Consider the following 21,770-nt stretch of genomic DNA (forward strand, 5'->3'; position numbering starts at 1 on the left):
ACGGATGCGATCTCCGCTGCGTCGATGTGACTATCGGTCGCTTGCGGAGGGAGATTGTTGAACCAGTCCGGGGTCCACGCCGATGTCGTGGTGCTTACCGCTATCAAGACCGAGTACGAGGCGATCCGCTCCCACCTTGTGGAGTTGAAGGTGATCCGCCATCGGGGGACCTTTTTCGAGATCGGCACCGGTCGTGGCAGCACCTGCCGGGTGGCGCTCGCGATCATCGGTGACGGCAACCAGACCGCCGCGACGCTGACCGAGCGCGCGAGCGCGCTGTTCACCCCGAAAGCGATGCTGTTCGTCGGGGTGGCCGGCGGGCTCAGGAAAGAGGTCAAGCTCGGCGACGTGGTCGTCGGGACCCTCGTTTACAACTACCACAGCGGAGTGCGGACGCCGGACGGGTTTCGCCCACGGGTCCGCAGTTGGGAAGCCGCGCACGAATTGGTCCAGATAGCTCACCAGGTCGAACGCACCGGCGCGTGGAAGGCGCATCTGGAGTCGTCGACCGCGGTGCATTTCGCGCCGATCGTCGCCGGAGAGGTGCTCCAGGACGGCGACGTGGGTTCGATCCGTGCCCGGTACGACGACGCCGCCGCGGTCGACATGGAGGATTCCGGCGTGCTGCGGGCGGACCATCTGAGCGGTGCGCGAGTGGCGCTCACGATCCGTGGGATCAGCGACCCCGCCGACGGCACCAAGAAAGAGACCGACGCCGCGGGGTGGAAACCGAAAGCGGCGGCGAACGCCGCCGCGTTCGCGATGGCGCTGATCAGGTCTTTCAGCGATGTGCGGGCGGAGGACGAAGCGCGCGAGCGATGGGCCAGGCGGGTCACCCGCCGCCGTCTCGCGACCGCGGCGGTCGTGTCGCTCCTGGTGTTCGGGATCGTCGCGTACTACGCGATCCGGCTGGCCCTCGACGGGTTCTACGGGGCGCTCGGTGCCGAGGCGAGCGAGCTGCCCATCGGCGTCGCCGACATGGTGGGCCCGCTCCTCTTCCAGGCGGTCCTCGGTCTCGCCGTCACCGCGGTCGCGCTGATCGCCCTCGTCGCGGGTGCCGCACTGCTGCCCGCGGGTGAACCGACCCGCGCCGCCGTACCCGCAACCGCCCTGGCCACCATGCTGTGCCTGACGACCTTCAGCGGCTTGGCGTTCATCTCGGACAGCGTCGGGCGGTCGTTGGCCGTGGTGATCGTCGGGATGCTCGCCCTTGGACTCACCGGCCGCGCGGGCAGGCAGAAGGCGCAGCACCTGTTTGGCGGTGCCGGAATCGGTGCGGCGACACTCGCGCTCCTCTTCGTCCTGGCCGCCGCGACCAACAGATGGCTGCCCGGACCGTGGCCCCTCGTGCTGTTCTTCACGACCGTGTGCGTCGCGATGGCGTTCCTCGGGCTGTGGATCCGCCGCGAGCTGCGGCTCCACCGGCGAGCCGAAGACACGGGTGAGACCACACCCTGGGCGTTCGTCAAACAGGCGTGGACCGACGTCATGCCCTCGATCCGCGACTTTCGCGGCGCGGCTCCTCGGTGGCGGGCACACCGGATCGTCGCCGCCTCCCTCGTGGCGTCGTCGGCTCTGCTCGCCGCGGTGCTCTGGGGAATCGTGAGTTGGCTCGACGGGCGGGCGACCGCCGGTCGCATCGCGCTGGACCTCGGCTACGTGCCGTTCGACCACGAATCCGCGGCTCTGCCGACGCCGGTACGCCCAGCGACGATCACACCACGGCACCCCGGCGAGGACCCGCTGGCGCTGTGCCGGCGCCCACCGGACCGCGCCGCCAGCGTGGTCGCCAGCGACGGCGACTCGTACTGGGTGCTCCTGCGGCCGATCGGCGACAGCACGGTGCCGCCCGAGGTGGTCCGGCTGCCCTCGGCCGACTACGAGGTGCGGCTCGTGCCCGACGCCGCGCTACCGGACGACGGCGAGGCCTGGACCCGCCCCGCCTGCTAGCGGCGTCCCACGCCGGGTGAGCGCCTGTCATCGCGTGGAGGCGGGCGAGGCGTGCGTGTCAGCGCGCTGATAGGGCGGTGTCAGCGGGGGCGGCCAGGGTCGGTGTGCACGGCGGAGATACGAGCCGCCGGGCGCCAGATGACGACCGGCCGTTGGAGAGCATGATGCGAAAGCCCGACACCGCCGCCACCCGACCGGTTGGCCAGAGCGCACTCGGCTCGTTCGCCAGGTTCGTCCTGTTCGGCGGTGGTGTCGGTCTCGCCTCCAGCGCCGCGGTGCCGCTGGTGGCCACCCTCATGCCATGGGTGGCGGCGAACGCGCTGATCACCGTCGCCACCACGCTGCTCTGCACGGAGCTGCACGCACGCTTCACCTTCGGCGCCGGCCGGCGCGCGCGATGGCACGAGCACCTTCAGTCCGCCGGCTCGGCCACCGCCGCCTACCTGGTCACCTCCGCTGCTGTCCTCCTTCTGCACGCGGTGCGGCCATCCGCCGGCATCCGCTGGGAGCAGGCCGTCTACCTCGGCGCCTCCGCGCTGGCCGGCATCGGCCGGTTTCTGGTGCTGCGCCTGTACGTCTTCGCCCGCGGCCGCACCCCAGCACCGCCCCCCGGCTCCGCGCCACCCCGGCCGCCGCGGACCCGCCGGGCCGAGATCGCCGCGGGCCTGGCAGCGGACGGTCGGGGCCCCGAGCGTGCCGCCTTGCCGTTGCGGCTCGGCCGAGGTTCGGCGATAGTCGACGGATGGGCGATGGTGATCATCTGGCGGCGTTGCTCGACGAGCAGGCCGCGTTCTATCGGGCGGTCGCGCCCGAGTACGACGACCACGCGCTCCCGCTTCCCGGCGGTGGTGAGCTGGTCGAGGCGCTGGACGCCTTCCGGCCTGCCGGCAGCGTGCTCGAGCTCGCCTGTGGTCCAGGCACCTGGACGAGCCAGCTGCTGCGACACGCCACGGAGCTCACGGCCGTGGACGCCTCCGCCGAGATGCTCGGCATCGCCGCGGCAAAGGTGGGCCCGCGGCGGGTGCGATTCGTGCTGGCAGACCTGTTCGATTGGCGGCCGGACCGTCGCTACGATGTCGTGTTCTTCGGGTTCTGGCTGTCGCACGTTCCGGCCGAACGCTTCGCGTCGTTCTGGTCGCTGGTCGCCGACTGTCTCCAACCGGACGGACGGGTGTTCTTCGTCGACGACGGGTATCGCACGGACGAGGAGCTCATCGAGGGGGAGCGTTCCCCGGTGATTCAACGGCGGCTCACGGACGGGACGGCCTATCGGATCCTCAAGGTCCCGCATTCGCCGGCGGACCTCGAACGACAGCTGGACCGGATCGGTTGGCGCATCAAGGTACATCCGACCGCCGGTCCGTTCTACTGGGGCAGCGGAAACCGCCCGGAGCAGGCCGCCTAGCCAGGGGAACGGCCAACAGGCGATGAAACACGTCGGGTTGGGTACTTGCCGCGTATGTTCGACGGTTTCATCGACACGCGGGTCGGGGTGGGGGAGGTGGAGCTGCGGGTCCGGTATGCCGGGCAAGGGCTTCCGGTTCTGCTCATTCACGGGCATCCGCGTACCGGGTCGACGTGGCATCGTGTCGCTCCACGGCTGGTGAGTCGTGGCTTCACAGTCGTCTGCCCTGACATGCGCGGTTACGGGCAGTCCGGTAAAGCGGAGCTTCGTGCGGACCACCTCCAGCAGTCCAAGCGTGCGGTGGCCGGAGACATGGTCCGGTTGATGGCGGAGTTGGGCCATTCGACGTTCGCCGTGGTTGGCCACGACCGCGGCTGCTACGTGGTGTTACGTCTGGCGCTGGATCATCCCGGCGCGGTCAGCCGGCTGGTGGTCATGGACGGTGTGCCCATCAGCGAAGCCCTCGCCAGATGCGACGCGAGGTTCGCCCGAGACTGGTACCACTGGTTCTTCTTCGCCCAGCCGGACAAGCCGGAACGGGCCATCGCCGCCGATCCTGACGCCTGGTACGACAGCGCGCGGCCGCAGACCATGGGCGTCGAAAACTACCGCGAACTTCGGGAAGCCATCCACGACGAAGCCACCGTGCGGGCGATGTTGGAGGACTACCGCGCCGGTCTCGGCGTCGACCGCGATCATGAGGAAGCCGATCGGCGTGCCGGTCGCACCGTCCGTTGTCCGACGCTGTTTCTGTGGTCGACCCGTGACGACATGGAGGATCTCTACGGCGATCCGCTCGCTGTGTGGCGGTCGTGGGCTCCGGACCTGCGGGGCGAGCCGATTGAGTCCGGACATCACGTTGCCGAGGAAAACCCCGACGACCTGGCGGCGGCGCTGCACCGCTTCCTCGCGTAGTGAATTCGGTACGAGTTCGTGCCGGCCGCGGGGATGATGTTGGCATGACTGGGATCGATACCCTCCGCCTGGCGGTGGTGCCCGCGCCCGAGGATGCCAGGGGTGGCTTTCAGGTCGAGGTCTACGTCAACGGCACCGAGATGACGTCGGCGGGCGCGGGTCTCGGGATGGACCCGTACGACTTGCTGATTCCCACGAACCGGCTTCTCGCCGGCCCCCGGCCGCGGACGGTGCCGATCGCCCGGTGCACCTGCGGCGTGTACGGCTGCGGATCGACCGACGTGACCATCAGCGCTGACGGCGACCTGGTGCACTGGGAGTGGCTGCTCGAGGTGCCCATGCGGCGCGGTGTCTCCTTCCGGACCGCTCAATACGAGGCGGAAGTGCGGCGGGCGGCCGGTGACCATTCCTGGGAGACCGCCGAGCGGACCGCCGGGCGACTCGTCCTGACCCACGTGGACCGCGATGTGCTGCGGACTCACAGCCTCACCGTCAGTTGGGTGGCCAATCACTATCGTGACCCTGAACTGTTTCGGGTGGCCCTCCGGTTGGACGACGACTATCAGATATTCGTCGATACCCCCTGGCGCGGCCGCCGCCCCGTAGAGCTGGCCGACGACGTTTGCGAGACTCTCGCACGTGGGCCGAGCACATGGCGGGCGAGCTGGCACGCCATCAAGCCGGCGCTGCCTGGGCCGCCCACGATCGCGCCTCGCTCATGGCGGCAGGAGCAATTTCTGTGACGGCCGGCGACGAACCGGACGCCACCGGGTGGGCGGCCTTCGGCCGCCCACCCGGGCCAGCGCACTAGCAATGGCCGCAGACCGGATTGGGATCCCCCTCGGACCGGCGTTGGAACGGCTTGTTGACAAGTTCGTCGTCGACGGACGTGGCCCACACCTGGACCGGCGAAGTCGAGCTCTTTCGGGTCACTTTGACGCACGCGATCCGCACGTCGTAGTCCGTGACGACACAGATCCCCAGCTCTGGGAGCGGCTCGACCAGCATCATGTTGGAGAAGGCCGTCCTGTCCCCAAATGAGTACCAGTGCATGTCCTCGTCGTTCAGGGTCCCGTGGGGCAGGCCCGCGATGTAGGCCGCGTATCCCCACCGCGGCCCCGGGTTGTCGGGCGACACACCGCAGTCCAGATATCCGGTCAATGTGATGTAGTCGCCGCCGGTGGCTTCCGCGTGCTCGATGGCTCCGGAGAAGCACGGGATGCGCTCCCATCCGGGATCCGCCGCCGCGGGTGAAGCGACGACGAACAGCGTGACGAGCACGGCGGCCAGCACGGTCAAGTATTTCAATGGTTTCCCCCATCGATGATGTCGGCGGGTGTGGATAGGCCGGGTGGTGTCGCCGCGTTCAGTGCGCCGAGTGCGAGGCCCAACTGGAAGCGATTGTCGACGCCGAGACGGTCCATCAACCCCCGCAGCGTGTAGGTGAGCGAACGGGTGGACATGCCGAGCTGATGCGCGGAGGCGGCGTCGGTATGCCCCTTGGCGAGCAGCGCGACGATCGCTTTCTCCCGCGATGTCAACACGATCGCGGGTACGCCGTTTCGGCTCGGGTCCACCGCGTTTCCCCAATGGCGGACGAACAGCCTGACGAGCGAATCGACCGCGGCTCGGTCCACGACTTCCCACGTGCCACGGTCCAGGTCGAAGGGCTCGACGGCCAGGAGCGCCACCCGCCGGTCGAAGATCATGAGCTTTTGTGGCAGCCGCGCCGCCTCCCGGTACTCGCCGCCGAGCCGACCGAACTCGATCGCGTGCTGCGCCGAGCGGTCGCCGTCCGCGGGCGGGCGGCTCAGCGTGCGCATCCGGACGCCGCGACGCAGGGCCGCGACATCCAGCGGCGCCCCGACGGCCAGCTCGTCCGTGCTGAAAACCTGCTCGGGCTGCATCGACAGGTGCTCGACCCGCTCCACGGCCGCCAACTCGGCTATGCGCCGGCGGCGGGACTCGCGGTCCGGCAGGAGCCGCGCCGGAAGCGTGAGCCGCTCGAACGGCTCAGTATCGGCGCCGGTGGCCGCGGCGGCGCGCCGGAACGCCTGCCGCCGCAGGGCCGTCACGACCGCGTCCGCGGGCAGCGCCCGCCAGGCCGAGGCGTCCGTGCCGTGCCCCGACGGCTCGCGCTCCACCTCGACGATGGCGACGGCCAGCAACTCGTCTAGCGCGGCCCGGACCCTCCGCATCCCCAGGCCGAGCTCGACCGCGACCTCCCCGGCGGTCTGCGGCCCGAGGGTCAGCAGACACCGATACACCAAATCGGCGTCCGCCGAGACACCCCAGCGGACCAGCGCCGGTACGGCCTTACCAATGGCGAGCACCCCCGTTTTCCTGCCTGCCACGTACGACCCTCCCCCGAACCGACAGACCTCGGTACGCAGCGATACAAGCACTGGAGTACGACGATGTCTGCATTCCTGAAGGATCATCACAGAATTCATTGCTAGATTCCGCAACTAGCGCGGCCCTCGACTTGTCGTGATCGGGACTGCGGCGGCGGGGGAGGGGATAGAGGATGTGCTGATGTCCGTCGGCCTGCCGCGTCCGCCCATGATCGATCGGGATCACGAGTTGGGCATGCTGCGGCAGGCGTATGCGAATGTCGTGGGTGCCGGTTCGGGGCATGTGGTTCCGATCATTGGCGATGCCGGGATCGGTAAGACGATGCTGTTGCGGAGTTTCGTCGCCGAGCTGGGCCAAGAGGCGGGTCCGAGTCCGCCGTGGGTGGGATTGGGGCATTCCACCAGGCATCGCGAAGGCTACGGTCCACTCGCCTCGGCGTTGCGCACCCTGGCCGAGCGGGAGCAGCGTGCCGGTCGCGTCAGTCGGTTGGGCAGGCTGGTGTGGGCGGTGGCGCCGAAGGTGATCGCCGCGGTGCCCGCCGTCGGCAGCATCCTCGGCGCCACGATCGAGGCGGTGCAGGCCGAGCGTGGCGCGAGTCGTCACCCGGCGACAGCCCTCGCCGACCAACTTGTCGACCTGGCCCACCGGCTGGCGGCGGAGCGGCCGCTGGTGTTGGTGCTCGACGATCTTCAGTGGATGGACGAGGACAGCGCGGCGTTGCTGTTCGACATCATGCGCCGGGCGAGTGACGATCCGGTGCCCATGCTGCTCGTCGCGGCGTACCGACCGCACGGCGCGACGAGCGACGTGATCGAGCGGATCGTGCGTGACCTGTCGCGGTTCGTTACGACCACGCGCCTAACTCTGGGGGGTCTGGGCGACCGGCATGTGGCGGAGCTGGTGCGACAGCTGACCGGGTTCGCTCCGCCGTCGAGCTTGTCCCGCTGGGTGGGTGTCCGCACCGGAGGAAACCCGCTCTATCTCGGGGAGTACCTGTACGCGCTGACCCACCGCGGGTTTCCGGACCCGACCACGTGGACCGAGTCGTCGGTGCAGGACGCGATCCGCGGCCTGGACGAGAGGAGCCTGCTGCTGCCCGAGCGGCTCGAGGCGGTGCTCAACGAGCGGCTCGACGGGGTGCCCGAGGTCGACCTCCGAGTGCTGGAGGTCTGCGCCGTGTTGGGCCCGCCGATGCGTCCGGACGACATCGCCGAGGTGGCGGAGCTGCCACTGTCAGAGGTGCGTGGTGCCCTGCGCCGGCTGTGCCGCGGGCGGGCGATGCTGGTCAGCGGTGACGGTCCGCAGAGTGGCAGCTACGCCTTCGCCGTCAACCTGCTGCAAGACCTGCTGCTCGCCCGCGTCTCCACCGACCGGTACGACCACGCGTATCTGCACGAGCGCTGTGCCGAGCTGCTGGAGCGGCAGGGAGGTCACACGTTCGGCGGCTACCGGGCGATGGCCCACCATTGGTACGAGGCCGGCCAGGTCGAACATGCCCTGATCTGTGTTCACCGTGGGGTAGAAGCTGGTGTGCGCCAAGGCCTGAGGCGCTCGACGCTGGCCCTGGCGGAGGCGGCGCGGACGTGGACCGCGAATGACGGGACGATCGCCCTTCGCGCGTCGGCCGAGGTCGCGGTGGCCCGCGCGTTGAACTACCTCCAGCGCTTCGACGACGCCCGCGCCGCGCTACAGGCCGCGCAAGCGCTCGGTGAGCATTCCGATCCCGTGGTCCGGGCCGACATGCTGATGATGGCGGGCATCGAGTCGAACGCGAATCCCGACTTCGCCCGTCCCGAGCTGATCCGCTCGGCGGTCGAGCTGATCCGCCCCATCCTCGACCGGGCCGCCCATCCGGTCGTGGACCGGTACCGCCGCAACGTGCTGCTCCGTGCGCTCGAAAGCACCGCGATCGCCGCGACGCGCGCCGGTGACTATGCGATGGCGGCCGCGACGCTCGACGAGGCCGACCACGCGGTGAGCGACACACCGGTGCCGGACTATCCCGACCAGCCGGCGGTCCTCGCCCAGCTGCGCGGCGAGCTGCTGGCCGAACAGGGGCGATGGGCAGAGGCGATCCCGCACCTGCGCCGGGCTCTGCGGTACGCGCTTGAGCTGCGTTCACCGATCCGGGAGGCCGCGGCCCGCGGGTGGATCGGGCTGTCCGCCTGCCATCTCGGCGACGAGGAGCACGGGCTACCGGAGCTGCGTGTCGCGCTGGCGTTGGAACGCGACCAGCTCGAAAGCCTCGAGGGGACGGGCAAGTGGCTGTTCCAGATCGGCGAGTTCTTCGCCGGCCAGGGACGTTACGAGGAGGCGGCGGAGGTGCTCTGGCTGGCCGAGCCGCTGTTCGACGAGCTCGGGCACGCCCGCCTCGGCGAGGTACACGAGCTGCTCGACACTGTGCGCACGGCGTGGGGCGAGGCGGGGTACAGCCAGGCGGCCGCGGTCTTCCGCCCCGCCGAAAGCTCGTGGGCGACGCTCGCCGGGCATTGGGGACTCGGCCCGTTCGTCAAAGACCCGGCCAATCCGGTACTCGGGCCCCGCGAGCGCCCGATCCGCGGTGTCGCTGTGTTCAATCCCGCCGCGTGGGCGGACAGCGGCGGCGTAACCCTGCTGTGCCGGGTGGTCGCCGCGCGACCTTCGGCGGGCGGACTACCGCCACCGTCGATCATCACCGCGGTGACGAGCGCGGACGGCCGCCACTTCGACCATTGGCCGGGGAGCCCCGTCCTCGTCCCGGAACAGCCGTGGGAGCTGCCCGGCGGATGCGAAGACCCGCGGTTGGCCTGGATCAATGGCCGGTACGTCATGACCTACACCGCCTACGACGGCGAGGTCGCCCGGGTCGCGATGGCGTTCTCGCACGACCTGCGGCGCTGGCAACGCGCCGGCCTCGTGTTCTCCGACGAAGACTGGCTCAACTGGTTTCCGGCCGCCGACTTCCCCGACACGCCGCAGGGCTGGACCAAGTCGGCGGTCCTGCTACCCGAACCCATCGACGGGCGATGGTGGATGTACTTCGGGGACACCCACATCTGGGCGGCCTGGACGAAGGACCAGGACCTGCGGGGCTGGCGCGTGGTACGCCAACCCGTGCTGTCGCCCCGCCCGGGTCGGTTCGACGCCAGGCTGGTCGAGCCGGGCCCGGCTCCGGTCCGCACCGCCGAGGGACTGGTCCTGGTCTACAACGGCGCGGACACCGGGCTGCGGTACGCGGTCGGGCAGGCGCTGATCTCGCCCACCGACCCCACGCGGGTCCTACGCCGCGGCGGCGGCCCGATCCTCTCCGTCACCGACGACGCCGAACGCGACGGCGCGGTACCCGACGTCGTCTTCGCCAGCGGCCTGGCGAACCACGGCGGCCAGTGGCTGTTGTACTTCGGCATGGGAGACGCGTCCGTCGGCGTCGCCTACGCCACAGCCTGATCAAGATTGCGGGAAGGGTTTACGTGGACGGTACATGTGAGTCAATCGGCGTCGACTGGAATCCGATCGGCTCGGCCGGACTGCACTCACAGTTGACCGGAGTGGTCGCCAGCCTCGTTTTCGCCGGGATCGTCGTGATCCTTGAACGTCGATCACCGACAAGGCGGTCCTTGGAGGCCCTGGCTCTGTTCGTCGTCGGTTTCTTCACGTTCGCCTTGGACAGCTTCTTCTTTGCCGTCGTGGCCGGCGAGAGGACATGTGCGCGGGCCTGGACGGAGACCATGATCGCGGCTGGGCTGCTCGGCTTCGGCGCTCTTGGCCTGTTCGCCGGTGTCGCTTGGCTTCTCCGTGCCCACGGCGAGTCCGACTCGATGCCTTTTCGGATCACACGGGTCGTCGCGTACGCGCTCGCCGTCATCGTCGTCGGGCAGCTGACCGTGACGGCTCGCGACTACCTGCGAGACGTCACAGGGGACTCATATCCAGGCTGGATCGGCTGGCTGCTGAACAGCTGCTTGGCGTTGAGTGTCGTCGCCGTCGCCGCTCACGCGGCCTTCAATCGACGCATCCGTCATTTGGCCCACCGCGCGGTCGAACTGGCCGCATACGTATCGATAGCGTATATCGTGATCTGCGCGGCTGTGTTCGGAGTGCTCACAGGCTTGGACAAGAGCTACTGGGAGGGCGGGACCAGACCGACGATGTATGTGCCGGTCACGCTGATTTCGATCATTGTCCCGACGTTGGTTGTCATGATCCAGCTGATGGCTTTGCCGCACCACGACAGCGGCTCGCTCCAGCCCGTCACGCCCGACGATCACGATCCAGCCGCGAGTGGCCCGGCCGCACCGGACGAGGGCCAGAAACGCGACGCGGGCCAGGCCGGCCCGGTATCGGCGCAGAGCGGCGCCGACCGGCCAGCGGCGCCGTCTTCTCCGGCGGACGACCGGAGCGACCCGTAGCAGGTCCTCGTCCAGCGACGGTGCGAGCCGGGGCGGGGCCTCCGGCACCGCAAGATGTCCGAACCCGGCTCGGCCGAGGAACAGCCGGCCGGAGTTCCCGCAGTTTTGGCTGGTCGAGTGGCGGGTAGCTGACGGTCATGGCAACCAACGGTGAAGTGGTTCTGGTCGGTGGACCCCGAGACGGCGACGTCGTGGAGGCCGGCGGCGCCGGCTTGGTCGAAATCGAGGTCGGCGGCATGGTGCACCGCTACATCCCCACCAAGCAAACGCGACCGGTCGGCGAGGTCGACCTCCTGGCCTACAACTACGACGGAATGGTGAACCCGGCCGGCGCCGAAGACGGCGTGGAGAACGCCGAGACGCGGATGGCGTCGCCGCGCGCCGACGAGAACCGCTAGGCGTAGGTCAGTTCGATGCCAGAAACCGGTCGGTCAGGGCGGCGACCTGCCCGCCCGCGGTGGTGACCGCGTTGTGGGCGGCGCCGGGCACGGTGGCGATTGCCGTGTCCGCCCGTTCGCGGACGCCGTACTCCTCGGGGAATGAAAGGCAGGTGGCGGTTGATGCCGCTCTTGGGGGGTACACCCGCTGCACAACCCAGGTCCGCGGCCGCGGGGAGCTGGACGTGGATCCGGGTCAGGACAGAGGTGACCATGAACCAGCAATCCACCGCCGTCGTTGCGGGGTTTCGTGCCCGTGCGGCAGCTATCGGGCGCAGGTACGCTCCGCGGGAGCGCCGTCCGTTGGCGGGTTATGTCGCCTCGATGGCCGGGTTCACCGTGGCCGCGGCCGGGTTCGCCGGCCTGGTGCGGGCTACCGGCCGGCGGCTGCCGGAACGGCCGGCGTTGGCCGACGTCGTGCTGGTGTCGATCGCGACGCACAAGCTGAGTCGGCTGCTGACCAAAGAGGCGGTGACCAGCCCGCTGCGGGCGCCGTTCACCCGGTATCAGGGACCGGCGGGCAGCGCCGAGCTGCGCGAAGAGGTCCGCGACGACGGCAGCGCTACCCGGCACGCGGTCGGCGAGTTGGTCAGCTGCCCGTTCTGCATGGCTGTGTGGGTGGCTGGCGCGCTGACCGGTGGGCTGGTGCTCGCACCTCGAGCCACCCGGCTCGTGGCCACGATCATGACGGCGGTCACCGCCTCAGACTTCCTACAGTTCGCGTACGCGGCTGCCCGGCGCAGCGAGCAACATGACTGAGAGGCGGGGTCGACGTCTGGCGGATGTGCGTTCGTCGGTGTTGGCCGCCGGTCTGGTCGGCGTCGCGGTGATGGCGGCGGTGGACGAGATCGTGTTTCACCAGCTTCTTGGCTGGCATCATTTCTACGACCGGTCCACGCTCTCGGTGGCGCTGCTGTCGGATGGGCTCCTGCACGCCGGGGAGCTGCTCGCCTTGGTGGCCGGGGCGTTCTGGCTGGCCGACCTGCGCCGGCTGGGGGTGTTGCACCGGCTGGCCGCGTGGGGTGGCTTTCTGGCCTGCGCCGGCGTGTTCCAGCTTTTCGACGGTCTGGTGGATCACAAGGTGCTGCGCGTGCACCAGATCCGCTACGGCGTACACCTTCCGCCCTATGACCTGGCGTGGAACGCCGCCGGGGCGCTGCTGCTGGTAGTGGGTCTCGTGGTGATCGGGCGTGCGCGGTCCGCGGGGCGGCGCGGATACGGCCCGCAATGAGCGTGGCGGCCCACGCCACGCACGCCGGCGCGGGTGGTGGTCCCTCGGCCGGTGTCTTGCTGCTCCTTGCCGGCCTTCTCGCGGGCGGTTACCTGCTGACGGTCGCCCGGCACCGGCGTCCCTGGAGCCGGTGGCGAACCGGCGCGTGGCTGGCCGGTTGCGCGGTCGTCGCCGCCGCGGCGGTCGCGCCGACCCCTCACGTGAACGGGGATCCGCGGGCGCACATGGTCCAGCATCTGCTGCTGGGCATGCTGGCGCCATTGGGGCTGGTGCTGGGCGCCCCGGTCACCCTGCTGCTACGCGCCGGTCCGTCGCCGGTGCGGCGCGCGCTGGTGCGGATGTTGCGCACGACGCCGGTGCGCGTGCTGGCCCACCCGGTGACCGCGGCCGTGCTGAGCACCGGAGGGATGTTCCTGGTGCTGCTGACCCCGTTGTACGCGGCGGCCGAGCATCACGAGCTGCTACACCACGGCGTCCACCTTCACTACCTGGCGGCCGGATACCTGTTCGCCTGGGCCATCGCCGGTGCGGACCCGGCCCCACGCCGCCCGGGCCTGCCGGCGCGCGCCGTCACGCTCGTGGCCGCGGCCGCCGGGCATGCGGTACTCGCCAAGTACCTCTACGCCCACGCCGAAACCCTGCCTCCCGGTGCCGGACACGACGCCGACGCCATGCGCACCGCCGCCCAGCTGATGTACTACGGCGGCGACGTCGCCGAGCTGCTGCTGGCCATCGCCTTGTTCGCCACGTGGTACCGGCGCGTCCCGCGGTCACATCCGCTTCCCGCGGTCCCGCTCCACCTCCGAACGGGCTTCCGTACCGCGCACCGCCACTAAACCGTGCCAAGGCCGGGTGGTTTGCGCCGTTTATTCGCTGCCGGGTGGGGAAAGCGCCTGCCACGTTCTTTTGGGAGGTGTCAACAATGGCCACGAGATCCGGATCCGCCGCCGCGGATCAGATCCACGCCAGACCGCTCGTCAGCACCGTCGCCCTCGCGGTCGCGATAGTGTTTCTGCTGGTCGGCATCCTGGGTTTCATCCCGGGCATCACGACCAACTTCAGCGACATGCAGTTCGCCGGTCATGAGTCCGAAGCCAAACTGCTGGGCGTGTTCCAGGTGTCGATCCTGCACAATATCGTCCACCTGCTATTCGGCATCGCCGGGCTCGCACTCGCGCGTACAGTCTCCGGCGCCCGCCTTTACCTGATCGGTGGCGGGGCCGTGTACGCCGTGCTGTGGCTTTACGGCCTGGTGATCGACCACGGCAGCGGGGCCAACTTCGTGCCGCTCAACACGGCCGACAACTGGCTGCATTTGGGGCTGGCCGTCGGCATGATCGCACTTGGCCTGCTGTTGTCGCCGCGCCGCGGTACCTCGCGAGCGTGACGGAGCCGCGGGCGCTGTGAACGAGCCGGGCGACGCCGCTGAGACGTCGCCCGGCCGTGGTGGTCATTCGTTGTCGCGTAGTGCTTCGGCGAGTTCGTCCTTGGTCATGGTGGAGCGGCCCGGTATTTCGGCTTCCTTGGCCATTTCGTAGAGCTCGGTCTTTGTCGCCTGTCCCAGGTCCTCACCCGATTCGTCGCCGAGCAGTTCGGTGCGCGCCTGTTCGAAAGCGGCTCCGAGCTGTTCGAGGGTGGCCTGGTCCACCGCTTTGCGCAAAGCGGGCAGGATCTTCTGTTCCTCTTCTTCGACGTGGTGGCGCACAGCGCCGACGAAGGCTTGGAAGGCCTCGTCGAAGTGTGGCGACACGGTGAGGTTGCGGGCCTTGCGCAACAGGTGCTCGGCTTCGTGGTGCTCGTGGTGGGCGTGTTCGACGTCCTCCTCTTCTCCGGGTTGAGCCTGGACGATGGCCGGGTATACCTCGGCCTCCTCCGCGCGGGAATGCGCGGCCAGCCGGACGTTGATCTGCTCGATCAGGGCGTCCCGATCGCCGTCGCCGGCGGTCACCCGGTCGAAGAGGGCCTCGAGAGCGCGGTGGTCCTTTTCGATCAGCGTTACCGCATCGTCAGCCGCCATGGTGTGCTCCTTACCGCGTTGGGGGATTGGGGGTCAGTCGGCGGCGCTCCGGATGGCGTCGCGGATCCGGTCGACGACGGCGAGCGGGACTCCGGCCACGGCGTTCGCGGTCGCCGACTCCGTACCGGGATGGGGGCGGGTCGGTGCGGCGGCCTCGGCGGCGCGGACGGCGGTGGCGAGCTGCCGCAGCCGGTCGGCGGGCACGTGTTGGCGTAGCCGGGGAAACTCGTAGCGTTCCTCGTGCCGGGCGTGTGCCAGCACGCTGGTGCGCAGCAGCAGCACGCCCTCGTCGAAGCCGTCCGCGTCGACGCCGCCGTCGATCAAGACCTTCAGGGTCTCCTTGGCCTGCCGCTCCTCCGCCAGGCGTTCGTCGATGACGGCGTCGTTGTCGCCGGGCAAGGTGCGGCTCAGCGGGTGGACGACCTCTTCCTCCGCGGTCTCGTGCACCGCCAGGAGCCGGACCAAGTCGTTGAACGCCTCGGCCCTGGCCTGGCCGGTGCTGCCCGCGACGAGCAGGAACAGCTCCTCGATCTGGGCGTGCTGGGTCAGCAGCAGGCTGACCACGTCTTCGTTCGGACCGGGAGTGGCCGGTTTTTCAGGCACGGCGGTCTCCTTCGGCGACGCGCAGCGACTCCACCGGGTGCGGTCCCTCGGTCTCGATGCGGTACTCGTCGCCGAACTGCTCCCGGTGCATGTCGATGACCTGCTCGCTGGGCGGCTTCTCGCCCGCGTGCAGCTGCTCCTGCATCCACTCGAACCGTTCGTGCGCCTCACGGACGTAGCCCTCGCCCAGCTTGTTCAGGTCGATCTGGGTCGCCAGCAGGTTCCGCAGGAACTGCTTGTTCGGCTCGAACAGCAGCGGCTCCGGCACGCCCACCGACCCGACGATCTCCTCCGGCTCCCGTCCGTCGTGCCGGCGCAGCAGGTCGGCGGCCTGCTGGAGCTGGCCCAACTCCATCTGTAGGTGCAGCTCCCACACGGCCTTGATCCGCGGGTCGCTCTCCTGCTCCATGAACGAGTGGTAGAGCCAGCACTCGTTGTACTCGTGGGTCAGCAGCCGCTCCCACCAGTTCTCACCGGCGTCCAGCAGCGACTCGTAGTGCGTGACGTGCTCCTGCTCGATCAGGCTGATCTCCTGGTAGAGCTGGCGGGCGATCGGCTCCATGTACTGCGGGCCGACGTTCATGTAGTAGATCGCCACCTGCTGCTCGGCGGAGAGGATCGTCAACGCGTTCAGCTTCGACTGCGGGTTGACCGAGTCCTTGTCGTACGGCGCACGGACCTCGTCGAACGGGTGGCGGTGCTCGGCCGCGGTCGGGCGGCCCGGCATCACCTCGGTCAGGGCGTCCACGACCTTCTCCGCCTTGCGGCGCTCCACCATCTCGTACAGGTTCGCGTACCGGTACAGGTGGTCGAAGTCCTCCAGCACGCCGAACTCGTACGCCTGCCGCAGGTACGGATCAGGCTCGTGCCGCGCCACCCACGCGGTCAGGTCGACCGCCACCTGCTCGTAGCCCAGCGTCGTCTCCAGCACGCTGGCCAGCCCGGGCAGCAGCCAGTTGACCACCCGCTGCTGCTGGTTCTCCACGTACCGCGTGTAGGCCAGCTGCCGGCGCACCTCGTCGTCCGGGCAGTTGCGGGCGAACTGGTGCGAGAACAGGATCGACTCCACCTCGATCCCGTTCATCGTGATGATCCGGCACCGCGTGTACGGATCGACGGCCTCCGGGTCGATCGGGTCGACGTTCAGCTCACGCCACGACCGTAACTGCTGGTCCAGCGCCAGACCTTTGTGCTCCAGCGGATTGAACATGTGGCCTCCCTCGATGGACGTGGGGGCCGCGTACCCGAAAGATGCCCCACGAAACGACGGGGGCCATTTCATCTAATCGAAGCCGTCGAAGGCATAACGTGCCCAGGTGAGCGGCGGTGTAGGCTGCTTCCGCGAGCGGGCCGATGCCGGTCTTCCATCCCGGTTCTGTGGAGGCTTGCCATGGCCGACAACTGGCGTGCGCGCGTGCGTCCGCGCAGGTTGCTCCGTTTGGATGGCCGGCACCCCCACGTTCCGCCGCCGGAGCTGTCGATGGATCCGCGCGGGGTGGCCGATACCGAGCAGGCGGCGCCGGTCGAGGAGAGCGTCGTCACCTCGGCCATCTACTCCCGCGGCCGGCGGGTGGAAACTCCACCGACGCTGGCACAGACGTACGAGCGGCTGCGCGAGACGCCGGACGGGATCGCGTGGATCGGCCTGTACCGGCCGGCGGAGGCGCAGCTGCTGACCGTGGCCGAGGAGTTCGGGCTGCACGAGCTGGCCGTCGAGGACGCGATCGTCGCGCACCAGCGGCCCAAGCTCGAGCGGTACGGCGACACGCTCTTCGTGGTCCTCCGCGCGGCCCGCTACCTCGACGACGTGGAAGAGGTCGACTTCGGCGAGCTGCACCTGTTCGTGGGCCGCAACTTCGTGCTCACCGTGCGGCACGGTGCGGCGCCGGACCTGCCGGCCGTGCGGCGCCGGCTGGAGGCGGATCCGGAGCTGCTGGCGCGGGGCCCGGAGGCCGTGCTGTACGCGATCCTGGACGCCGTCGTCGACGGATACGCGCCGGTGATCGCGGGCTTGCAGAACGACATCGACGAGATCGAGACGCAGGTGTTCGGTGGCGACCCGAAGGTGTCCCGCCGCATCTACGAGCTGTCCCGGGAGGTGGTCGATTTTCAGCGGGCCGCCCGTCCGCTGCTGGACATCCTGGCCGGGCTGACCGCGGGGTTCGACAAGTACGGCACGGACGACGAGCTGCGCCGCTACCTGGCGGACGTCGCCGACCACGCCACCACCGCGGCTGAGCGGGTGGACGGCTTCCGGCAGATCCTCGCGGACATCCTCACGCTCAACGCGACGCTTGTCTCGCAGGCGCAGAACGAGGAGATCCGCCGGCTCACCGTCGCCTCGTTCGCGCAGAACGAGGAGATCAAGCGGGTCTCGGCGTGGGCGGCGATCCTGTTCGCGCCGACGCTGATCGGCACCATCTACGGCATGAACTTCGACCACATGCCGGAGCTGCACTGGGCGTTCGGATACCCGTTCGCGATCGCGCTGATGGCGTTGACCTGCGTCAGCCTGTACGCGGTCTTCAAACACCGCGGCTGGCTGTAGGGCCGAGGCGCCCGCCCCCGGCCGGCGGGCGCCCGCGAGGCTGCTACTTCCAGGCTGGCTTGCGCTTTCGGATCTCCTGCTCGCGCCGCCTCGCCGCGTCGGTGGGAGCGGCGCCGCCGGCGGACGCCAGCGCGCCCGGCATGATGTCCGGGTTGACCCCGCCGGTGCCGACCACGAAGCCGACCACGTCGAGGACGACGTGGGTGAGCTGGCTGGTGTAGACCGAGATGGCGGCGTCCGGGCTCGGCCAGCCCTCGCCACTCGCGGTGAAGACGAAGTTGGACAGGTTCTCGTTGGGTGAGTAGTTGATGCTGGCGACGCCCGGACGCGCGCTGCCGTAGGCGTGCACGGTCAGGTAGCCGGCGGCGCCCTGACCGGTCACCGTGGCGTTGAGCAGCACCGCCTCCGGGAAGAACGCGATGTCGCCGAGGTCGACGTACATGGTCTGGCCCTTCAGCAGCCGGCCGGCGCTGTCCAGCGCCGAGCTGTTGAGGATCCGAGTGCGGCCGGCCGCGCCGCGGGTGTCGACCACGCGGGTCGGGACGACCGGCACGGTGGTGGTCGAGTTGAAGTCCGTGTGCACCTGATAGGAGTGTGTCTGTTCCTGGAACGCCTGGATCGACACCCAGGGGATGCCGAGCCGGTCGGCGCTGAGCGAGCCGGCCGGTGCCTCGTCGTAGAGCGAGTCGCTGAGCGGTCGGAGACGCAGCGACGGGCCCGCGCCGCCGCCGCCGGTGCCGACGGCGTCCTCGAACGTGTTGAACAGCTCCAACGTCGGGGCGTTCGGGCCGTGGCTCCTGATCACGGTCGTGCCCCCGGCCTCGTTGACCCGTCCCTGGAGGACCGGTTGGCCGTCGTCCGCCCGGGCGGGCGTCGCGGCCACCGCGCCCGCGACGCCGGCACCCGCGGCACCCGCCGCGAGCGTGCCCATGCGGCGCAGCAGCCGCCGCCGGTCGGTGGGCTCGTCGATTTCTGCCATGGCAACCACCTCTTCGGGGTACGAAGGCTCATCGGCGTGAGCCCCTTGAAATACCAGGTCAGCACCGGTTTCGGTTGTTTGGTAGCCGGTCCCGGCGGTAAACAACGGCGGTTCCCCGTCACCTGTGCCGGACCCCGCCGCGCCAACCCCGCGTACCCACCGCTCGGCCGCGACTTGCAAGGGCTGCGGGATAGCGTGATCCGCAGGCCGTATGCTCGCCGCTGTGCCGGCTCCCGTCGCCCCCTTACGTACGCCCGATTTCGACCCTCTCGCAGCTTTTCCTGAGGCTCGCGCGCTCCGCGACGCCGCGAAGGCGCACGACTGGTGGACGGTCGACGCCGGCCTCGCCCGGTTCACGGACCCGGCCGTGTACCTGGACGCACTGCGCGGCGTCGCCAGGGTGACCGACCGGGGCTTCGTCGAACAGGTCTTCGCCCACAACCCGACCTCCGCGCCGGCCGGGACTCTGCTGGCGTGGCGGCTCGTCGAGGACGGTTGGGCGATCCGCACGGGCGGCTGGGCCCGGCACGTCAGCGCCGAGCAGTGGAAGGGGTTTCACGAGCACCTGCACCGGGCCGAGCAGATCCTCATCGAGGTGACCGCGCGGCATCCCGGCTACGCCAGCGGGTGGGTCGAGCGCCTGCACACGGCGCGGGGCCTCAGCCTTGGCCAGGCCGAGGCGCGGCGCCGGTACGACGCGGTCATGAAGGTGGCACCGCGGCTGCACCAGGCACAGGCCGCCATGGTCCAGCAGCTGTGCCCCAAGTGGAGCGGCTCGTACGAGGCGATGCACCGGTTCGCGGTCGACTGCACCAAGGCCTCGCCGCCTGGCTCGGTAAACGGTGCGGTGGTCGCCGACGCGCATATCGAGCACTGGCTGCTGCTGGATCGCGATGACGGCGAGCAGGCCGCGGCGACGTACCTGCGGCGTCCGGAGGTCCAGCAGGAGCTGCTGTGGGCGGCGGGGCATTCGGTGCTCAACCCGGCCTGCCGGCCGGCGGTCGGCTGGGTGGAGGCGCACAGCTCGTTCGCGATGGCGTTCAGCCTGGCCGAGAACTACCCGGCCGCGGCGGCGCACTTCAACGCGCTCTACGCGCACGGCAACCTCGCCGCCGAGTCGCCGTGGGACTACCTCGGTGACGGGCCGACCGAGTTCGTCGCCCACCGCGACCGCGCGTTCCAGAACGGGTTCCGCAGATGATCCGGGAGACGTCGGTCGACGGGGTACAGACGCTCCTGGCGCCGAAGAGCGGCCCGCTCATGGCCGGCCTCACCTTCCGGGTGGGGCGGGCCGACGAGACTCTCGCCACGGCCGGCGTCACCCACCTGCTCGAACACCTCGCGCTGTTTCACCTCGGCCTGAGCGACTACCACTACAACGGCGCGACGGGTTCGGTGGTCACCCACTTCCACATGGAGGGCTCCGAGGAAGACGTGGTCAGGTACCTGGCCGGAGTGTGCGATGCGCTCGGCAACCTGCCGGTGGGGCGGCTGGAGACCGAAAAGGACATCCTTCGCACCGAGGCGGCCGGACGCAGCGTGGGGGTTGCCGACTCCATGCCGCTGTGGCGCTACGGCGCGCAGGGCTACGGCCTGGTCAGCTACGACGAGATGGGGCTGTACAGGCTGAGCACCGACGACGTCCGTCGCTGGGCCGCCACATGGTTCACCCGCCAGAACGCCGTGTTGTGGATCACCTCGGCCCAGGTGCCCGCGGGTCTGCGCCTTCGCCTTCCCGAAGGCGTCCGCCGGCCGGTGCCCCGGCCCTCGTCCGCGCTGCCGACCACGCCGGCGTACTTCAACGAACGCGTGAACGGCGTCGTCTTCGACACCGTGGTCCGCCGGCGGATGGCCGCCTCGATGTTCTCGGCGGTGCTGGAGCGGGAGATGTACCGCAGCCTGCGCCAGGAGGGCGGCTACTCCTACGTGACCAGCACCAACTACGAGCCGCGCGGCGACGGCTTCTGCACCGTCACCGCGCTCGCCGACGCGCTGCCCGACAAGCAGGACGCGGTGCTCGGCGGCTTCGTCGACGTGCTGGCCAGGCTCCGGGTCGGTCGCATCGAACAGTCCGATCTGGACAGTGTGCGCGCGAAGGTGGAGGAGATGCTGCGCCACGAGGACTACGGTTGGGCGCGGCTTCCGACGGCGGCTATGAACGCGCTCACCGGATATCCCAACCCGGCCGTCGAGGCCCTGGTCGACGAGGTACGCGGCGTCACGGTCGACGACATAACAGCGGTGGCGGTGGAGGCGACCGGCGCCGCGCTGCTGCAAGTCCCGGCTGGGCTCAACGCGCGGTGGGCCGGCTACACACCCGCCCCGACAAGCTCCACGGCCGCGCTCGCCGGGCAGCGTTACGCGTCCCGGCAAAGCGACGACATCGCGCTCGTCGTCGGCGCCGAAGGGGTCAGCGTCGTCCACGCCGACGGCGTCGCCGCCGTGCGCTACGCCGAATGCGCGATCGCCGTGGCCTGGCCCGACGGCGGCCGCCAACTCATCGGCCTCGACGGCGTTTCGGTGCGCGTCGAGCCCACGCTGTATCACCTGCCCCCGGGCCTGATCGCGCACATCGACGCCAGCGTGCCCCCGGCCAACGTGGTGTGGATGCCCGCGCGGGATCCGGGCGCGATCCCGCAGCCGCCCGCACCCGCGGCGCCGCCGCCGGCCGTCCCGGCGAAACGGCCGGCCCAATGGTCACCCGGCGCCGTGGTACTGCTCGTTCTGGCCACGATCACGGCGGCGCTGACGGCGCTGTGCGGCGCCGCGGTCGCCAGCGCCGACCCGCAGAACCCGGACGACGCGATCCTGCGCGACCCAGTGGCGTACGCCATGCTCGGCTGCACGCTGGTGACGACGATCGCGTTCGTCCTCGGGGCCGCGTTCGTCTGGCGGCGGCACAAAGCCGCGCTCCAGTAAGGGGACCCGCGTAGGCTGGCGGG

At 69.8% G+C, this 21,770-nt stretch carries 21 protein-coding genes; 14 read left to right on the plus strand and 7 right to left on the minus strand.

Translation table 11 applies throughout. The annotated features are described in order from the left end of the window. The first annotated feature begins 87 nt into the window (after positions 1–87). The 4 genes from ACTMTJ_RS20285 to ACTMTJ_RS20300 all read left to right on the plus strand — a co-directional run bounded on the left by ACTMTJ_RS20285 (position 88) and on the right by ACTMTJ_RS20300 (position 5,013). Entirely contained in the window at positions 88–1,950 is a 1,863-nt protein-coding gene (locus tag ACTMTJ_RS20285; RefSeq protein WP_441218809.1) for a 5'-methylthioadenosine/S-adenosylhomocysteine nucleosidase family protein, read from the plus strand. A 742-nt stretch (positions 1,951–2,692) separates the two neighbouring features. Next, complete coding sequence (locus tag ACTMTJ_RS20290) at positions 2,693–3,355, plus strand: class I SAM-dependent methyltransferase (RefSeq protein ID WP_441218811.1); 663 nt, start codon at positions 2,693–2,695, stop codon at positions 3,353–3,355. Between the two features lie 54 nt (positions 3,356–3,409). Next, positions 3,410–4,270, plus strand: coding sequence for an alpha/beta fold hydrolase (locus ACTMTJ_RS20295; RefSeq protein ID WP_441218813.1), 861 nt, complete (start codon positions 3,410–3,412; stop codon positions 4,268–4,270). Positions 4,271–4,314: 44 nt separating this feature from the next. After that, positions 4,315–5,013 (plus strand): hypothetical protein, encoded by a 699-nt coding sequence (locus ACTMTJ_RS20300; RefSeq protein WP_441218815.1) that lies wholly within the window; start codon positions 4,315–4,317, stop codon positions 5,011–5,013. Positions 5,014–5,077: 64 nt separating this feature from the next. Here the strand turns inward: ACTMTJ_RS20300 and ACTMTJ_RS20305 are convergent, their stop codons facing one another. Together ACTMTJ_RS20305 and ACTMTJ_RS20310 are read right to left on the minus strand one after the other, a co-directional pair. After that, positions 5,078–5,569 carry a hypothetical protein gene (locus ACTMTJ_RS20305; protein WP_441218817.1) on the minus strand — a complete coding sequence of 164 codons (492 nt, stop codon included), beginning with the start codon at positions 5,567–5,569 and terminating at the stop codon, positions 5,078–5,080. A 5-nt stretch (positions 5,570–5,574) separates the two neighbouring features. After that, a complete protein-coding gene (locus ACTMTJ_RS20310) occupies positions 5,575–6,624 on the minus strand; it encodes a LuxR C-terminal-related transcriptional regulator (protein WP_441218819.1) in 1,050 nt (349 codons plus the stop codon). Positions 6,625–6,832: 208 nt separating this feature from the next. On the opposite strand from ACTMTJ_RS20310, the gene ACTMTJ_RS20315 reads away from it, so the two are divergent. The 3 genes from ACTMTJ_RS20315 (at position 6,833) to ACTMTJ_RS20325 (ending at position 11,411) form a co-directional block, all read left to right on the plus strand. Next, on the plus strand, positions 6,833–10,051 hold the full coding sequence (locus ACTMTJ_RS20315) for an AAA family ATPase (RefSeq protein ID WP_441218821.1): 3,219 nt from the start codon (positions 6,833–6,835) through the stop codon (positions 10,049–10,051). Positions 10,052–10,074: 23 nt separating this feature from the next. Beyond that, a complete protein-coding gene (locus tag ACTMTJ_RS20320) occupies positions 10,075–11,013 on the plus strand; it encodes a hypothetical protein (protein WP_441218823.1) in 939 nt (312 codons plus the stop codon). Between the two features lie 137 nt (positions 11,014–11,150). Continuing rightward, entirely contained in the window at positions 11,151–11,411 is a 261-nt protein-coding gene (locus tag ACTMTJ_RS20325) for a hypothetical protein (RefSeq protein ID WP_441218825.1), read from the plus strand. A 7-nt stretch (positions 11,412–11,418) separates the two neighbouring features. On the opposite strand, the gene ACTMTJ_RS20330 is transcribed toward ACTMTJ_RS20325, so the two are convergent. After that, on the minus strand, positions 11,419–11,595 hold the full coding sequence (locus ACTMTJ_RS20330) for a hypothetical protein (protein WP_441218827.1): 177 nt from the start codon (positions 11,593–11,595) through the stop codon (positions 11,419–11,421). A 68-nt stretch (positions 11,596–11,663) separates the two neighbouring features. Here ACTMTJ_RS20330 and ACTMTJ_RS20335 point away from each other — a divergent pair, with 68 nt between their 5' ends. The 4 genes from ACTMTJ_RS20335 to ACTMTJ_RS20350 all read left to right on the plus strand — a co-directional run bounded on the left by ACTMTJ_RS20335 (position 11,664) and on the right by ACTMTJ_RS20350 (position 14,068). Further along, entirely contained in the window at positions 11,664–12,209 is a 546-nt protein-coding gene (locus tag ACTMTJ_RS20335) for a DUF1360 domain-containing protein (protein ID WP_441218828.1), read from the plus strand. Continuing rightward, positions 12,202–12,681 carry a DUF2243 domain-containing protein gene (locus ACTMTJ_RS20340; RefSeq protein ID WP_441218830.1) on the plus strand — a complete coding sequence of 160 codons (480 nt, stop codon included), beginning with the start codon at positions 12,202–12,204 and terminating at the stop codon, positions 12,679–12,681. Before ACTMTJ_RS20335 ends, ACTMTJ_RS20340 begins: the two co-directional genes overlap by 8 nt. Continuing rightward, on the plus strand, positions 12,678–13,517 hold the full coding sequence (locus ACTMTJ_RS20345) for a cytochrome c oxidase assembly protein (protein WP_441218832.1): 840 nt from the start codon (positions 12,678–12,680) through the stop codon (positions 13,515–13,517). The genes ACTMTJ_RS20340 and ACTMTJ_RS20345 overlap by 4 nt, the downstream gene beginning before the upstream one ends. Positions 13,518–13,603: 86 nt before the next feature. Next, the gene (locus ACTMTJ_RS20350) at positions 13,604–14,068 is read left to right on the plus strand and encodes a DUF4383 domain-containing protein (protein ID WP_441218834.1); all 465 of its coding nucleotides are present in this window, start codon (positions 13,604–13,606) and stop codon (positions 14,066–14,068) included. 63 nt (positions 14,069–14,131) lie between these two features. Here the strand turns inward: ACTMTJ_RS20350 and ACTMTJ_RS20355 are convergent, their stop codons facing one another. Genes ACTMTJ_RS20355 through ACTMTJ_RS20365 form a run of 3 tightly spaced genes read right to left on the minus strand, consistent with a single transcriptional unit; the run spans position 14,132 to position 16,511 of the window. Next, on the minus strand, positions 14,132–14,698 hold the full coding sequence (locus ACTMTJ_RS20355; protein ID WP_441218836.1) for a hemerythrin domain-containing protein: 567 nt from the start codon (positions 14,696–14,698) through the stop codon (positions 14,132–14,134). A gap of 33 nt (positions 14,699–14,731) precedes the next feature. Next, positions 14,732–15,301, minus strand: coding sequence for a hemerythrin domain-containing protein (locus tag ACTMTJ_RS20360; protein ID WP_441218837.1), 570 nt, complete (start codon positions 15,299–15,301; stop codon positions 14,732–14,734). Beyond that, positions 15,294–16,511, minus strand: coding sequence for a hypothetical protein (locus tag ACTMTJ_RS20365; protein WP_441218838.1), 1,218 nt, complete (start codon positions 16,509–16,511; stop codon positions 15,294–15,296). The genes ACTMTJ_RS20360 and ACTMTJ_RS20365 overlap by 8 nt, the downstream gene beginning before the upstream one ends. A gap of 270 nt (positions 16,512–16,781) precedes the next feature. Between ACTMTJ_RS20365 and ACTMTJ_RS20370 the strand changes: the two genes are divergently transcribed. After that, positions 16,782–17,849: a magnesium and cobalt transport protein CorA gene (locus ACTMTJ_RS20370; protein WP_441218839.1), complete on the plus strand. Its 1,068-nt coding sequence runs from the start codon at positions 16,782–16,784 to the stop codon at positions 17,847–17,849. A gap of 43 nt (positions 17,850–17,892) precedes the next feature. Here ACTMTJ_RS20370 and ACTMTJ_RS20375 read toward each other — a convergent pair whose 3' ends face one another. Then, positions 17,893–18,828, minus strand: a complete 936-nt coding sequence (locus ACTMTJ_RS20375; RefSeq protein ID WP_441218841.1) for a hypothetical protein — start codon at positions 18,826–18,828, stop codon at positions 17,893–17,895. Positions 18,829–19,051: 223 nt separating this feature from the next. Between ACTMTJ_RS20375 and ACTMTJ_RS20380 the strand changes: the two genes are divergently transcribed. Both ACTMTJ_RS20380 and ACTMTJ_RS20385 read left to right on the plus strand, forming a co-directional pair. Next, positions 19,052–20,029: a hypothetical protein gene (locus ACTMTJ_RS20380; protein ID WP_441218843.1), complete on the plus strand. Its 978-nt coding sequence runs from the start codon at positions 19,052–19,054 to the stop codon at positions 20,027–20,029. Beyond that, positions 20,026–21,747 (plus strand): insulinase family protein, encoded by a 1,722-nt coding sequence (locus ACTMTJ_RS20385; RefSeq protein ID WP_441218845.1) that lies wholly within the window; start codon positions 20,026–20,028, stop codon positions 21,745–21,747. Before ACTMTJ_RS20380 ends, ACTMTJ_RS20385 begins: the two co-directional genes overlap by 4 nt. Positions 21,748–21,770 lie beyond the last annotated feature (23 nt).

It is taken from the genome of Phytohabitans sp. LJ34 (assembly GCF_052068095.1).
Classification (GTDB): Bacteria; Actinomycetota; Actinomycetes; order Mycobacteriales; family Micromonosporaceae; genus Phytohabitans.

Bases quoted from the DNA above. Each gene is read 5' to 3' on its own strand.
- ACTMTJ_RS20300 (WP_441218815.1), top strand. From the start codon at position 4,315: ATGACTGGGATCGATACCCTCCGCCTGGCGGTGGTGCCCGCGCCCGAG.
- ACTMTJ_RS20315 (WP_441218821.1), top strand. From the start codon at position 6,833: ATGATCGATCGGGATCACGAGTTGGGCATGCTGCGGCAGGCGTATGCG.
- ACTMTJ_RS20350 (WP_441218834.1), top strand. From the start codon at position 13,604: ATGGCCACGAGATCCGGATCCGCCGCCGCGGATCAGATCCACGCCAGA.
- ACTMTJ_RS20375 (WP_441218841.1), bottom strand. From the start codon at position 18,828: ATGGCAGAAATCGACGAGCCCACCGACCGGCGGCGGCTGCTGCGCCGC.
- ACTMTJ_RS20365 (WP_441218838.1), bottom strand. From the start codon at position 16,511: ATGTTCAATCCGCTGGAGCACAAAGGTCTGGCGCTGGACCAGCAGTTA.
- ACTMTJ_RS20335 (WP_441218828.1), top strand. From the start codon at position 11,664: ATGAACCAGCAATCCACCGCCGTCGTTGCGGGGTTTCGTGCCCGTGCG.
- ACTMTJ_RS20295 (WP_441218813.1), top strand. From the start codon at position 3,410: ATGTTCGACGGTTTCATCGACACGCGGGTCGGGGTGGGGGAGGTGGAG.
- ACTMTJ_RS20370 (WP_441218839.1), top strand. From the start codon at position 16,782: ATGGATCCGCGCGGGGTGGCCGATACCGAGCAGGCGGCGCCGGTCGAG.
- ACTMTJ_RS20355 (WP_441218836.1), bottom strand. From the start codon at position 14,698: ATGGCGGCTGACGATGCGGTAACGCTGATCGAAAAGGACCACCGCGCT.
- ACTMTJ_RS20385 (WP_441218845.1), top strand. From the start codon at position 20,026: ATGATCCGGGAGACGTCGGTCGACGGGGTACAGACGCTCCTGGCGCCG.
- ACTMTJ_RS20290 (WP_441218811.1), top strand. From the start codon at position 2,693: ATGGGCGATGGTGATCATCTGGCGGCGTTGCTCGACGAGCAGGCCGCG.
- ACTMTJ_RS20340 (WP_441218830.1), top strand. From the start codon at position 12,202: ATGACTGAGAGGCGGGGTCGACGTCTGGCGGATGTGCGTTCGTCGGTG.
- ACTMTJ_RS20345 (WP_441218832.1), top strand. From the start codon at position 12,678: ATGAGCGTGGCGGCCCACGCCACGCACGCCGGCGCGGGTGGTGGTCCC.
- ACTMTJ_RS20325 (WP_441218825.1), top strand. From the start codon at position 11,151: ATGGCAACCAACGGTGAAGTGGTTCTGGTCGGTGGACCCCGAGACGGC.